Here is a 12,959-nt window from a genome sequence, read left to right as displayed (position 1 = left end):
ACCGCGGCCCCGCTCGGAGGTCGAGCCGGGGCCGCGGGCACGCGGGCGGGATCACGCGCCGGTCAGTGACCGATCTGCACGTCCTCCAGGACGCCGAGCGCGTCGGGCACCAGCACCGCCGCCGAGTAGTAGGCGCTGACCAGGTAGTTGATGACGGCCTGCTCGTTGATGCCCATGAAACGCACCGAGAGACCGGGCTGGTACTCGTCCGGGAGCCCGGTCTGGTGCAGACCGACCACACCCTGGTTCTCCTCGCCGACGCGCATCGCGAGAATCGAGCTGGTCTGGTCAGGATTGATCGGAATCTTGTTGCACGGCAGCAGCGGGATGCCTCGCCACGCGCGGACCGGCGTGCCCTCGATCTCCATGCCGCTCGGGTAGATGCCGCGGGCGTTCCACTCCCGCCCGATCGCCGCGATCGTCCGCGGGTGCGCCAGCAGGAACTGCGTCTTGCGGCGCCGGGCGATCAGCTCGTCGAGGTCGTCCGGGGTGGGCGGGCCGTTGCGGGTGTGGATGCGCTGCTTGAGGTCGGTGTTGTGCAGCAGTCCGAACTCGCGGTTGTTGATCATTTCGTGTTCCTGGCGCTCGCGCAGCGCCTCAACGGTCAGCCGCAGCTGCTGGTCCAGCTGGTTCATCGGGTCGTTGTAGAGGTCGGCGACCCGCGAATGAATCTTCAACACGGTCTGCGCAACGCTGAGTTCGTACTCGCGCGGCGCTCGCTCGTAGTCGACGAAGGTGCCCGGCAGGGACGTCTCACCGAAATGGCCCGCGGACAGGTCGATGGCCGCCTCGCCGTGCTTGTTCTGCGGCGGCACCTGCGCGGAGCGGTAGCTGTCGAGATGCTCGCGCAGCGCCTCCGAACGGCCGAGGACCTCTTCGACCTCGCTGCGCGGCAGCGCCAGGGCCGTGCCCCGGGTCACCGCCCGGATCGTCTGCTCCCACTCGGCGTCCGGGCCGAGCAGGGCCGCCTCGCCGAGGGCGGCACCGTCGGCCACCACACCCAGTACCGTCTCGTCGCCGTACTTGCCGGTGCCGATCCGGTTCAGCTTCCCGTGCGCGATCAGCAGCACGCGGTCCGCCGGCTGCCCCTGCTCGGCGAGGACGTCACCGGGGGCGAACTCCACCTGCTCGAACCGGTCGGCCAGCGCTTCCAGCGTCGCGGTGTCCTCGAAGCTGCGCAGCGGCGGGATCTCCCGCAGCTCCACAGGGATCACGCGGACCTCGGCACCGGTCGAGACGAACTCCACCCTGCCGTCGCCGAGTGTGTGGGTGAGGCGGCGGTTGACGCGGTACGTACCGCCGGAGACCTGCGTCCAGGGCAGGACGCGCAGCAGCCAGCGGGACGAGATCCCCTGCATCTGTGGCGGGGTCTTGGTCGTCGTCGCGAGCTTCCGCGCCGCCGCGGTGTCCAGACTGGAACGGTTCTGCTCGATGTCTGAGGCCTGCGGGCCGGACGTCGGGTCCACCGATGTGGTCATGAAGAAGTTCACCTGTTCTTGTCAGTGCTGGAGGTGCTGAGGTGCTGGGGTGCTGAAGTGCTCTGCGCGCCACGGGCGTTGCGGAGCCGGCCGGGGCATGCCGGAGTCCGCCGACGCTCTGATTGCCGGTGCTGCTGTGGTCGGATGGGGCCAGGGGCCCGCAGTCAGGAGGGGCGGAACCCGGTCATGGTGGGGCTGATGCCCTCCCGCCCGGGTTCGGGAGGCGGCGGTGACGGCGGTGCACCGCCGCATCCCGAACCCGGGGTGGTGGACGCACGGGCTGCGGGGCGATGTGCCTTCCCGTGCGTTCGGTTCAGTGGCCGATTTCCACGTCTTCGAGGGCGCCCAGGGCGTCCGGCACCAGAACGGCCGCCGAATAGTAGGCACTGACCAGATATTTGATGACTGCCCGCTCGTCGATTCCCATGTAACGCACCGAAAGGCTCGGCTCGTACTCATCGGGAATTCCCGCTTGGTGCAGCCCGACCACGCCCTGCTTCTCCTCGCCGGTGCGCAGCAGCAGGATGGAACTCGTCTGCTCCTTCGTCACAGGAATCTTGTTGCAGGGGAAGATGGGTACGCCGCGCCACGACGGCAGCGAGTGCCCCATGAAGTCGACCGCCGTCGGATACAGGCCATGGGCGCTGAACTGCCTGCCGATCGCCGCGATCGCCTTGGGGTGGGCGAGCAGGAAGCCCGGGTCCTTCCAGACCGTCGCGAGCAGATCGTCGAGGTCGTCGGGGGTGGGGGGACCGGAGCGGGTGCGGATGCGCTGCTTGAGGTCGACGTTGTGCAGCAGCCCGAACTCGGGGTTGTTGATCATTTCGTGTTCCTGGCGCTCGCGCAGCGCCTGGATGGTCAGCTTGAGCTGTTCCTCGACCTGGTTCATCGGGTCGTTGAAGAGGTCGCCGACCCTGGTGTGGGTGCGCAGCACCGTTTGCGCGACGCTGAGTTCGTACTCGCGCGGCGCCAGGTCGTAGTCGACGAAGGTCCCGGGGAGGGAGGTCTCGCCGTGGTGCCCCGAGGCGACGGAGACGGCCGATTCCCCACTGGCGTTCGTCGGCAGCACGGGCCCCTGGCCGGCCGTGTCGAGATGCTCGCGCAGCTCGGGTGAGCGGTCGACGACCTCTTGCGCTGCTTGCCGGGGCAGCGACATCACGGTCACCCGTGTCACCGCGCGGTAGCTGTACTCCCAGGTGGCGTCCGTGCTGGTGAGCGCCTCGTCACCGAGGTGGTCACCGCCGGCCAGTGGCTCCAGCGCGGTGTTGTCGCCGTACTTGCCGGTGCCGATGCGGTCCACCCTGCCATGAGCGATCAGCACCAGCCGGTCGCCGGGCGCGCCGGCCTCGACGATCAGCTCGCCCGGCGCGTATTCCTGCTGGGTGAAGCGCCCGGCGAGCGCGCCGAGCACCTCGGTGTCGGTGAAGTCCCGCAGCGCGGGCAGCTCACGGAGTTCCTCGGGGATGATCGCGACATCGGTGCCGGAGATATCGAAATCGATCCGCCCGTCGCCGACGGTGTGGGTGAGCCGGCGGTTGACGCGATAGGTGCCGCCGGAGACCTGAACCCAGGGCAGCAGCCGCAGCAGCCAGCGAGAAGAAATGCCCTGCATCTGCGGCGCGGTTTTGGTGGTCGTCGCCAAATTCCGCGCCGCGGTGGTGCTCAGACTCGATTGAGAGGCCTCTTCAGCGCTTCCGGATAACGTCTCTTCGGCAATCGTCACAGTGCTCCGCCTATCTCGTCGAACGGTGCGGGGCGGCCGGCGCGAAGGCCCATTTCAAGGGTGTTCGGCGACAGCCCGCTCAACCGAAGATAGTGGTGTTCTTTTTATCGACACAATCACTCGATGGAGTGGCATGGAAATCGCATTCCATGGAAAGGTTTAGCGGAATCGGACGGGGGGAGAGTGAGGCGGGGCGCACGCATTGATCGGATCGTCCAGAACCGCCCGGAGCGCGGTGTGTGCGGCCCCGAGCAGCGGGCCGTCAGGGCCCAGCCGGGAGACCAAGACCGCGGGGCGGCCCGGCCGGTCCGGAGTCGTCGCGACGGCCGTGCGCATTGTCAACTCCCGCTCCAGCGAAGGCAGTACCCATGGCGCCAGCCGGGCCAGCGCGCCGCCGAGGACCACCGCCCGGGGATCGAGCAAGTTCACCGTGCCGGCGAGCGCGATGCCCAGTGCCGCGCCCGCGTCGGCCAGCGCGCGCACGGTCGCGGAGTCCCCGGCGGCGGCCCGGCGCGCGAGCAGGGCGCTCCGCGCCCCGGGGCCGGGATGCTCCGCCGCCGCTCGTTCCGGGGTGAGCCCTCCGGCCCGCAGCACCGCCTCCTCGCCCGCGTACTGCTCCAGGCAGCCGCGGCCGCCGCAGTCGCACGGCAGACCGTCCGGATAGACCGGCACATGACCCAGTTCGCCCGCGAACCCTCGTGCGCCGCGCAGGAGTCGGCCGTCCACCACGACCGCGGCGCCGATGCCGATCTCCGCCGACACATGGACGAAGTCCGAGGGCGGGGCAAGGCCGTCCGGGCCGCCACCCAGTCGCAGTTCCGCCAGGGCGCCGAGGTTGGCCTCGTTCTCGACACCTAGCGGGATGGACGTGCCGGAGTCGCCAGGAGCGTCAGGGAAGCCGGTTGGTGCCGGAACGGGCGGCGGGGTGAGCGCGGTGGCGAGGGCGGGCGCGAGGTCGACCTCCCGCCAGCCGAGGTTGGGAGCGTGCACGACGGTCGCCGTTCCACGGGCGACCAGGCCGGGTACCGCCACCGTCAGACCGGCCGGATGCAGACCCTCGGCGGCGATCTGCGCCGCAACTCCGGCGAGCAGCGCGGACAGCCGCTGCAGCACGGGGCCGGGCGCGCTGTGCCGGTTGGCGGCCTCGGTGGCCGCTCTGGCCCGTACCCGGCCGCGCAGGTCGACCGCGCACACGGCGAGGTGGTCGACGCCGATCTCGGCCCCGATCCCGGCCGGTCCGCGATCGCTGACCGCGAGTTCGCTGCCCGGCCTGCCCCGTCCGCTCGGAGCCGCCCGCCCGGTCTCCACCAGCAGGCCGGCCCGCAGCAACTCGTCCACGAGCGGCGCGACCCCGGCCCGGGTCACCCCGATCCGCGCCGCGGCGCCCGCGCGGGAGAGCGGCCCCTCGGCTGCCACCGCCTGCAGCACTCTGGCCAGATTGCGCCGGCGTATGCCGTGCTGGGTGTCGCCGCCGGACGCGGTCACGGTGTCTCCTCGGGCGAACGGCGCAGGCGCGGCCTGCAGAGCGGATGTCGGGATGCCTCGGGGCGGGGGAGCGGGGTTCTCGGCGGGGTGGGGTGCGGCTCACCGCCGCAGGAGCGCCTCGCCGTCGGCGAGGGTCGAGGCCAGCCGGTCGCGGGCGGCGTCGTCGCGCTCCCGCGCCTCGTACTCCGCGCCCCGGGCCGTCCCCCAACGGCGCGCCACCGCCGCCGGGTCCTCGCCCAGCAGCAGGCCGGCCGCCTGTGCCGCGGCGCCGAGCGCGACCAACTCCTGCGCGTCGGGCACCAGCACCGGGCGGCCGGACAGCCGCAGTACGGTCTCCCGCCAGGCGCGGCCCTTGGCCCCGCCGCCGATCAGCAGCAGCGGCGTGTCCGCCGCCGCGTCCGCGTCCAGCACCCGGTCAAGAGCCCGCAACAGGGTGAACACCGCGCCGTCGTACGCCGCTTGGAGGAGCTGGCCGGCCGTGGTGTCGTGCCGGAGACCGTGCAGCAGGCCCGACGCGCCGGGCAGGTTCGGCGTGCGCTCGCCGTCGAGGAAGGGCAGCATCACGGCGCCGCCACCGGCCTCGACCGCCTCGCGGTCACGGCCGAGGAGCGCCGCCACCCGGTCCACGGCGAGCGTGCAGTTCAGGGTGCAGGCCAGCGGCAGCCAGTCGCCGCGGGCGTCGGCGAAGCCCGCGACGGTACCGGTCGGGTCGGCGGGCCGGTGTGCGGAGACCGCGTAGACCGTGCCGGAGGTGCCCAGGCTCAGCACCGGCTGTCCGGGGCGGAGCCCAAGTCCCAGGGCGGCCGCCATGTTGTCGCCGGTGCCGGCGGCCACCAGCGCGCCCCGGGGGAGGGGCAGCTCGTCGGTCCGCACGGTGCCGGCGGCCTCCCCTGGGAGCGCGACCCGCGGCAGCGTTCCCGGAGCCAGTCCGACATGCTCCAGGATCTCCGTGTCGTAGGACTCGCTGGACGACGCCCACCAGCCGGTCCCCGACGCGTCTCCGCGGTCGGTGACGCCCTGGCCGGTGAGGAGCTGGGTGAGGTAGTCGTGCGGCAGCCGTACCGCGGCGGTGGCGCCGGCCGCGGCCGGCTCGTTCGCCCGCAGCCATGCCCATTTGGCCACCGTGAAGGCGGGGCCCGGCACGCTCCCGACGCGCTCCGCCCACGCCTTCGCGCCGCCCAGCTCCTCGATCAGCCGCTCGCTCTGCGGGGCGGGCCGCACGTCGTTCCACAGCAGCGCGGGCCGCACCGGTTCGCCGGCCGCGTCCAGCGCGACCAGCCCGTGCTGCTGGCCGCCGACGGACAGGGCGGAGACCTGGCGCGCGGCGTCGCCGCACTGGTCCAGCGCCTCACCCAGCGCCCGCCACCACTGGCGGGGGTCGCTCTCCTTGCCGTCGCCGCCGCTGACGGTGTGCCGCGCCTGGCCCCGGGCGATCACCTCCCCGGTTTCCGCGTCGACGACCAGCGTCTTGGTGGACTGGGTGGAGCTGTCCACGCCGACGACGAGCGGTCCCGCTGACTGTGCGCCCATCGCGCTCTCCCTTGCCGGGTGCTGTTCCACGCTCTTGGCCCCAGGGGGTTCCCCGGTGTGCTGCCGCATATTAGTTTGGCCGCGACAGAATTTGTATAGAGCGTTGACGAAATGACCGAGGGAGCCGCGATGAGTCATCAGCCCACGCCCGAGGACAAGTTCAGCTTCGGTCTGTGGACGGTCGGCTGGCAGGGCCGGGACCCCTTCGGGGACGCCACCCGCCGCGCCCTGGACCCCGTCGAGTCCGTCCAGCGGCTCGCCGAACTGGGCGCCTACGGGGTGACCTTCCACGACGACGACCTGATCCCGTTCGGCTCCGGCGACATCGACCGCGAGGCGGTGGTCAAGCGCTTCCGGCAGGCGCTGGACGCCACCGGCATGGTCGTGCCGATGGCGACGACCAACCTCTTCACCCACCCGGTCTTCAAGGACGGCGCCTTCACCGCCAACGACCGGGACGTCCGCCGCTACGCCCTGCGCAAGACGATCCGCAACATCGACCTCGCCGTCGAGCTGGGCGCCCACACCTACGTCGCCTGGGGCGGACGGGAGGGCTCGGAGTCGGGCGCGGCCAAGGACGTACGGGCCGCGCTGGACCGGATGAAGGAGGCGTTCGACCTCCTCGGCCAGTACGTCGTCGAGCAGGGCTACGACCTGAGATTCGCCATCGAGCCCAAGCCCAACGAGCCGCGCGGCGACATCCTGCTGCCCACGGTCGGCCACACCCTGGCCTTCATCGAGCGGTTGGAGCGCCCCGAGCTCTACGGCGTCAACCCCGAGGTCGGGCACGAGCAGATGGCCGGGCTCAACTTCCCGCACGGCATCGCCCAGGCCCTCTGGTCGGGCAAGCTCTTCCACATCGACCTCAACGGCCAGACGGGGATCAAGTACGACCAGGACCTGCGCTTCGGCGCGGGTGACCTCAGGTCCGCGTTCTGGCTGGTCGATCTGCTGGAGACGGCCGGATACGACGGCCCCCGGCACTTCGACTTCAAGCCACCGCGCACCGAGGACCTGGACGGCGTCTGGGCCTCGGCTGCCGGCTGCATGCGCAACTACCTGATGCTCAAGGAACGCGCGGCGGCCTTCCGGGCCGACCCGGCCGTCCAGGACGCGCTGCGCGCAGCGCGCCTGGACGAGCTGAGCCGTCCCACCGCCGCGGACGGCCTGGCCGGGCTGCTCGCGGACGACGCCGCCTTCGCGTCCTTCGACGTCGAGGCGGCGGCCGCCCGGGGGATGGCCTTCGAGCATCTGGACCAGCTGGCCCTCGACCACCTGCTGGGAGCCGCCTGAGCCCCTGTGTGCGGTCAGGCGAGCAGCTCGCGCAGGAACCGGATCTCGGCCGCCCGCTGCTGCCCGCCACCGCTCTCGTGGGCGTTGAACCGCCAGACCCGCAGGTCCTTCTCGCCCGCGTAGTGGTGGTAGGCGGCGAAGCCGGTGGAGGGCGGCACGATCGGGTCGCGCAGCGCCGTCGCGAACAGCGCGGGAGCGCTCGCGCGGGTCGCGAAGTTCAGTCCGTCGAAGTGGTCCAGGGTGTCCAGTGCGGTGTCGATGTGGGTGCGCTCGCCCGCGAAATAGCGGGTGAGCTCGCCGTAGGGCCCCTCGTCGGTGACGTCGAGCGCGCGCCGGATGTGCGTCAGGAACGGCACATCTATCAGCGCGCCCGCCAGGTCCGGCACGAGGCCCGTCACCGCGAGCGCGGACGCGCCGCCCTGGCTGCCGCCGGCGACCACGATCCGTCGGGGGTCGACCGCGGCGTGCCCGCGGGCCACTTCGACCGCGCGTACCGCGTCGGTGAACAGCCGGCGGTAGTAGTAGTCGTGGGGATCGAGCAGTCCCTGAGTCATTTTGCCGGGAACGCCCGGGTTGGTGGAGCCGACCGGATCGGGGGTGTCACCGGGCCGGTTGGGGCCGCTCTGTCCGCGGGTGTCCATGACCAGCGTCGCGTACCCCGCGGACGGCCACAGCAGCCAGTCGTGCGGCAGCAGTCGGCCGCCGCCGTAGCCGATGTACTGCACGACGCACGGCAGCGGCTCGCTCGCGTCGCGCGGCAGCAGGAACCAGCCCCGGATGCGGTGGCCGCCGAAGCCGGAGAACTCCACGTCGTAACTGCGCAGCAGAGCGAGCCCCGCATCGACCTCGGTGAACCGGGGGGCCAGGTCGTGGCCGCGGGCCTCGGCGAGGGTCCGCTGCCAGAACGCGTCGAATCCGGCCGGTTCGGGAAGTGGTGGTCGGTATCGGCGCAGCTCGTCCAGGGGTAGGTCGGTGAACACGATATTCCTCCGGGCCGTAGTGTTACTTACCGACTGACGCCAACCCCGCCCGTATACCGAATTTTTCGGACGGTGAATGTTCCAGGTTGGTCACCGTGCCTCCCGACTCCCCATGAAGAAGCGACTATTTCTGCCATGAGCTTTCCTCCGCCCCCGCCGCCGAACCAGCCACCTCACGACAATTCGGGTGGCTTCGGCCCGCCTGCCGGAGGCTATGGCCAGAGCGGTCAGGGCCAGGGCGGCTACGGCCCGCCGGCCGGCAATCCGCCCCCCGGGGGCTACGGCCCGCCCGCAGGCGGCGGCTACGGTCCCGGCACGCCGTCGGGTCCCGCCGGCCCCGGTGGCTGGCAGCAGCCGCCCACCCCGCCCGGCGGTGGCGGCAACGGCAAGACCATCGCGGCGATCATCGGCGGCGGTGTCGTTGTCGTGGCCGCCGTCATCGTCGCCGTGGTCGTCGCCAACAGCGGTGACGACGACAGCAAGAACCGCGCGCAGCCCACGGCCAGTACGAGCACCGGTGCCACCCCGTCCGAGAGCGCCACCAGCTCGCCGTCCGGGTACCCGTCCGCGTCCGCCACGCCGACCGGCACGGACATGGAGAGCCTGATGCCGTCGCCGTCCAACGGCAAGATCCCCTTCTTCCAGCTCAAGGTGGGTGACTGCTTCGACCGCCCGGCGGACGGCGGTGGCAACAACGACCGCGCGTCCTGCAACGGCCCGCACGACGCCGAGGTCGTCACCACCCACCGACTCGGCTCCGGCTTCACCACCAGCGCCGCCATCAAGGCGGAGGCATCGTCGCTGTGCAAGCGCGAGCTGGAGAGCAAGGCGGCGCGCCAACCCGCCGGGACCGCGGAGGGGACCTACGTCCAGTTCCCCAACATCAGCGGCTACAAGCTCGGCATCAAGACCGTCAGCTGCAGCCTCGCGGGCAACAGCACCGCCACGAAGAAGCTCACCAAGCCGCTGTCGTGAGCGGGGGGTGGTGAACCCCGCCGGCACCCGTTCTGCCGGTGAGGCGGCCCTGACCGTTCGAAGGTCAGGGCCGCTCCGCACCGACCTGCCCGACGCGACCGCGAGCATCTCGACGCCTCGCCGTACGCGAATGCCGGGCGGGTAATGGTCGTTACCGCTTTACGCTGCGGTAGGGGCGGACCTGCGGATCATGGCCGTACTTGACCAGGTAGCCGCCGTTGGTGACGTAGGCCATGGCGCGGTAGGTGCCCCGGCCGGTGTACGGGACGTAGACGGTCTTGCCGCATGTCGTGTCCAGGCAGATGCCCGTGGTACCGCCGTACCGCTTGCCGTTGGGGCCCTTCGCGGTGACGGACAGGTTTCCGTCGGCGCCGCCGACTGCGACGCCCTTGCTGCAGCCCAGCCAGCCCCCGCGGACCCTGACTTTCCACTTCCCCTTGATCTTGACGAGCTTCGCGGCGACATCAGCCTTCAGCATGCACACCGATCCATCGGCCTTTGCGCTCCACCGCCACTTGAGCGTTCTGCTCGCGGTTCCGGCCTGCGCCGACGTGCTGGTCAGCAGCACCGCAAGCACGGCACCGAAGATCGCTACGGTGGTCAGTCCGTAGGTGTGTTTCGACAAAATTGTTTTCACCCCGCACGAAAGAACGTGAGTACGAACGAGGGGAGTCGATCACGTCGCCGTCCACCGTGCGCAGGCATTCACAACATCGTCAGATGCTCCATCGGCCCCACTCGTCAGCTGGGGTCGACAGCCTCCACCCGGTTGGTGTGCACCGACGGGGTGTGCGGTGGGCCGTCGGGGCGTTACCCGACGTTCTCGCCCGATCGGTACAACTCCCGCCGCACACCCCTGTCGTGTTGGTTCCATTCGGATGCGATTCGGGCTCAGCGGTCGACGCGTTTGCCGGCTGCCCCGGGGTCCGCGACCTCGCCCACCTCGGCTGCCGCCGGGTCGAGGACGCGCGCGAGGAACGTTCTGGTGCGCTCGTGCTGCGGGTCGCCCACCACCTGCTCCGGGGTGCCTTCCTCGACGATCACTCCGCCGTCCATGAAGACCACGCGGTCGGCGACCTCCCGCGCGAAGCTCATCTCGTGCGTGACGACGAGCATGGTCATGCCCTCGTCCGCCAGGGACCGCATCACCGCAAGCACATCGCCGACCAGCTCCGGGTCCAGCGCCGAGGTCGGCTCGTCGAAGAGCATCAGCTGCGGGTCCATGGACAGCGCACGGGCGATGGCCACCCGCTGCTGCTGCCCGCCCGACAGCTGTGCCGGGTAGGACGCCTCCTTCTCGCTCAGGCCCACCCGTTCGAGATTGGCGCGGGCGACGCGCTCGGCCTCCGAGCGGTCCCGCCGCAGCACCCGCCGCTGGGCAATCGTCAGATTCTCCAGCGCGGTCAGGTGCGGGAAGAGGTTGAAGGACTGGAAGACCATGCCGATCCGGCGCCGGACGCGATCGATGTCCACGTCCGGGTCGGTGACGTCGGTGCCGGCCACCGTGACCCGGCCCGCACTCGGCTCCTCCAGCAGATTCACGCACCGCAATAGCGTCGACTTGCCCGAGCCCGAGGGCCCGATGACACACACCACCTCACCCCGCGCCACCGAGAAGTCGATCCCGCGCAGCACCTCCAGCTCGCCGAAGGACTTGTGCAGTCCTTGCACATCGATGGCCTTCGCATCGCCGGACTCCTGCGGAACCTTGTCCTGCTTCATGCCGGTCACCTGGCCTTCGCCGTACGGGCCTCGAGCCGCCGGACCAGCTGGCCGAGCGGGAGGGTGATCACGAGATAGAGCAGTCCGGCGATCAGGATCGGGGTCAGGCTCTTGTACTCGGTGAGCGCGTCCCGGCCGAAGTTGGCCAGCTCGAACTGACCGAGCGAGAGCCCCAGCAGATAGACGAGAGAGGAATCCTTGGTCAACAGGATCAGTTCGTTGGTCAGGGGCGGCAGAACGATGCGGAACGCCTGCGGAATGACGATCGAGATCATTGCCCGGCCGTGCGACATTCCCAGCGAACGTGCCGCCTCCGTCTGTCCCTTGGGAACGGCCTGGATGCCGGCCCGGATGGTCTCCGCCATGTAAGCGGCGCCCACCAGACCGAGGGACAGCATGACCGTGATGTTCATGTCGAGCGCCACTTCGAATGCGAGTGGCACTCCGAAACCGAGCGCGATGAACACCAGCAGACACGGAATTCCGCGGAAGAACTCGATATAGGTGACGGCGATCCAGCGGTACGGCGGTACGGACGACAGCCGCATCAGGGCCAGCACCAGTCCGAGTGCAAGACCGAAGCCGAATCCGAGCAGGGTGTAGATGACGGTGTTGACCAGGGCGACGGTGATGATCTCGGGGAAGAGCGCCTTGACGACTTCTACGTCGAAGAACGCTTCCCGTAGCTGCTGCCAGTCGGCGAGCAGGGCGAAGACCACGACAACGATGGCCAGGACGCCGTACTGCGCGCCGCGGGTTATCCGCGAGCGCTGTCGTTTGGACAGGGGCATGAGAGCCGACCTTCTCCGATTCGTTGTGCGCGGTGTCAGCTCTGCGGGGTGGTACCGAACCACTTCTTGTAGATCCGGTCGTAACTCCCGTCGGACTTGGCCTGCTTGATGACCTCGTTGACCTTCTTGCGCAGCGCGTCGTTGCCGGTGCGCACGCCGATGCCATAGTGCTCACCGGTGTTGAACTCCGCGGTCACCTCGGTGTCCTGGTTCTTCTTCACATAGTCGAAAAGCACGCCGTTGTCATTGACACCGGCATCGATCTGACCGGACTTCACGGCCGTCAGCAGCAATCCCAGATCCTCGAACTCAACCAACTCGGCGCCCTTGCCGTGTTCCTTGGCGTAGATCTCGCCGGTGGTGGCCTTCTGATAGCCGAGCTTCTTGCCCGTGAGATCCTCGGCCTTCTTGAAGGGCTTGCCCTTCTTCGTCAGGAGTGCCTGGGTGGCATTGAAGTAGGGGTCGGAGAAGTCCATGACCTTGTCCCGCGCCGGCGTGATCGTCATGCCCGCGGCGGCCAGGTCGCATTTGCGGATGTTGAAGTCCTGGCCGGTCTCGATGCCCTCGAAAGGCGTGTTGACGATCTCCTGCTCGACCTTGAGCTCCTTGGCCACCAGGTCCACCAGGTCGACATCGAATCCGACGACCTTGCCCTCCTTCTTCACCTGGAACGGCGCGTACGGAAGGTGGGTGCAGGTCTTGAGGGTTCCGGAGGAGACCAGCTCCAGGCCGGAACCCTGCTTCCCGTCGGACTTGGTGCTGGTGCATCCCGCCAGTACGACGACGGCCGCGGCGACGGCTATGACAGGCAACGAGGAGCGAGCGGACACGGGTCCTCCAGGGCAGATTCAAGATCCAAAAGCCGTGCGGTGCTGCGAGTTGCGCTGCATCCTGCCACTGGCCAGGGCCTCTGTCGCCGCTGCGAGGGTTGCGTCTGTGTAACGCCTCCGGCCCGCGTCCCCGGACCGCTCCGCTCCGAATG

The 12,959-nt window shown here is 69.9% G+C and carries 11 protein-coding genes; 2 read left to right on the top strand and 9 right to left on the bottom strand.

All coding sequences use genetic code 11. The features are described 5' to 3' along the window. Positions 1-62: 62 nt before the first annotated feature. The 4 genes from ACGFZW_RS04235 to xylB form a co-directional block, all read right to left on the bottom strand. Entirely contained in the window at positions 63-1,478 is a 1,416-nt protein-coding gene (locus ACGFZW_RS04235; RefSeq protein WP_393891475.1) for a family 2B encapsulin nanocompartment shell protein, read from the bottom strand. 313 nt (positions 1,479-1,791) lie between these two features. Next, positions 1,792-3,201 carry a family 2B encapsulin nanocompartment shell protein gene (locus ACGFZW_RS04230; RefSeq protein ID WP_393891474.1) on the bottom strand — a complete coding sequence of 470 codons (1,410 nt, stop codon included), beginning with the start codon at positions 3,199-3,201 and terminating at the stop codon, positions 1,792-1,794. 159 nt (positions 3,202-3,360) lie between these two features. Continuing rightward, positions 3,361-4,686, bottom strand: coding sequence for an ROK family protein (locus ACGFZW_RS04225; RefSeq protein WP_393891473.1), 1,326 nt, complete (start codon positions 4,684-4,686; stop codon positions 3,361-3,363). Positions 4,687-4,785: 99 nt separating this feature from the next. Then, complete coding sequence (xylB, locus tag ACGFZW_RS04220; RefSeq protein WP_393891472.1) at positions 4,786-6,216, bottom strand: xylulokinase; 1,431 nt, start codon at positions 6,214-6,216, stop codon at positions 4,786-4,788. Between the two features lie 129 nt (positions 6,217-6,345). On the opposite strand from xylB, the gene xylA reads away from it, so the two are divergent. After that, positions 6,346-7,509 (top strand): xylose isomerase, encoded by a 1,164-nt coding sequence (gene xylA / locus ACGFZW_RS04215; RefSeq protein ID WP_393891471.1) that lies wholly within the window; start codon positions 6,346-6,348, stop codon positions 7,507-7,509. Positions 7,510-7,523: 14 nt separating this feature from the next. On the opposite strand, the gene ACGFZW_RS04210 is transcribed toward xylA, so the two are convergent. Next, positions 7,524-8,489 carry an acetylxylan esterase gene (locus tag ACGFZW_RS04210; protein ID WP_393891470.1) on the bottom strand — a complete coding sequence of 322 codons (966 nt, stop codon included), beginning with the start codon at positions 8,487-8,489 and terminating at the stop codon, positions 7,524-7,526. A 135-nt stretch (positions 8,490-8,624) separates the two neighbouring features. On the opposite strand from ACGFZW_RS04210, the gene ACGFZW_RS04205 reads away from it, so the two are divergent. Continuing rightward, a complete protein-coding gene (locus tag ACGFZW_RS04205; protein ID WP_393891469.1) occupies positions 8,625-9,464 on the top strand; it encodes a hypothetical protein in 840 nt (279 codons plus the stop codon). Between the two features lie 151 nt (positions 9,465-9,615). Here the strand turns inward: ACGFZW_RS04205 and ACGFZW_RS04200 are convergent, their stop codons facing one another. The 4 genes from ACGFZW_RS04200 to ACGFZW_RS04185 form a co-directional block, all read right to left on the bottom strand. Continuing rightward, complete coding sequence (locus ACGFZW_RS04200; RefSeq protein ID WP_393891468.1) at positions 9,616-10,089, bottom strand: hypothetical protein; 474 nt, start codon at positions 10,087-10,089, stop codon at positions 9,616-9,618. Positions 10,090-10,355: 266 nt separating this feature from the next. Beyond that, positions 10,356-11,186: an amino acid ABC transporter ATP-binding protein gene (locus tag ACGFZW_RS04195; protein WP_393891467.1), complete on the bottom strand. Its 831-nt coding sequence runs from the start codon at positions 11,184-11,186 to the stop codon at positions 10,356-10,358. 5 nt (positions 11,187-11,191) lie between these two features. Further along, positions 11,192-11,977, bottom strand: coding sequence for an amino acid ABC transporter permease (locus ACGFZW_RS04190; RefSeq protein ID WP_393891466.1), 786 nt, complete (start codon positions 11,975-11,977; stop codon positions 11,192-11,194). A 35-nt stretch (positions 11,978-12,012) separates the two neighbouring features. After that, positions 12,013-12,807, bottom strand: a complete 795-nt coding sequence (locus ACGFZW_RS04185) for an ABC transporter substrate-binding protein (protein WP_393891465.1) — start codon at positions 12,805-12,807, stop codon at positions 12,013-12,015. Positions 12,808-12,959 lie beyond the last annotated feature (152 nt).

The organism is Streptomyces sp. NPDC048248, from assembly GCF_043201875.1.
GTDB lineage: Bacteria > Actinomycetota > Actinomycetes > Streptomycetales > Streptomycetaceae > Streptomyces.
Note: the sequence above shows the minus strand (reverse complement) of the source record. Positions and strands in the feature narration are given on the sequence as shown.

Coding starts and splice junctions, on each gene's coding strand:
- ACGFZW_RS04235 (WP_393891475.1), bottom strand. CDS start 1,478: ATGACCACATCGGTGGACCCGACGTCCGGCCCGCAGGCCTCAGACATC.
- xylB (WP_393891472.1), bottom strand. CDS start 6,216: ATGGGCGCACAGTCAGCGGGACCGCTCGTCGTCGGCGTGGACAGCTCC.
- xylA (WP_393891471.1), top strand. CDS start 6,346: ATGAGTCATCAGCCCACGCCCGAGGACAAGTTCAGCTTCGGTCTGTGG.
- ACGFZW_RS04205 (WP_393891469.1), top strand. CDS start 8,625: ATGAGCTTTCCTCCGCCCCCGCCGCCGAACCAGCCACCTCACGACAAT.
- ACGFZW_RS04195 (WP_393891467.1), bottom strand. CDS start 11,186: ATGAAGCAGGACAAGGTTCCGCAGGAGTCCGGCGATGCGAAGGCCATC.
- ACGFZW_RS04190 (WP_393891466.1), bottom strand. CDS start 11,977: ATGCCCCTGTCCAAACGACAGCGCTCGCGGATAACCCGCGGCGCGCAG.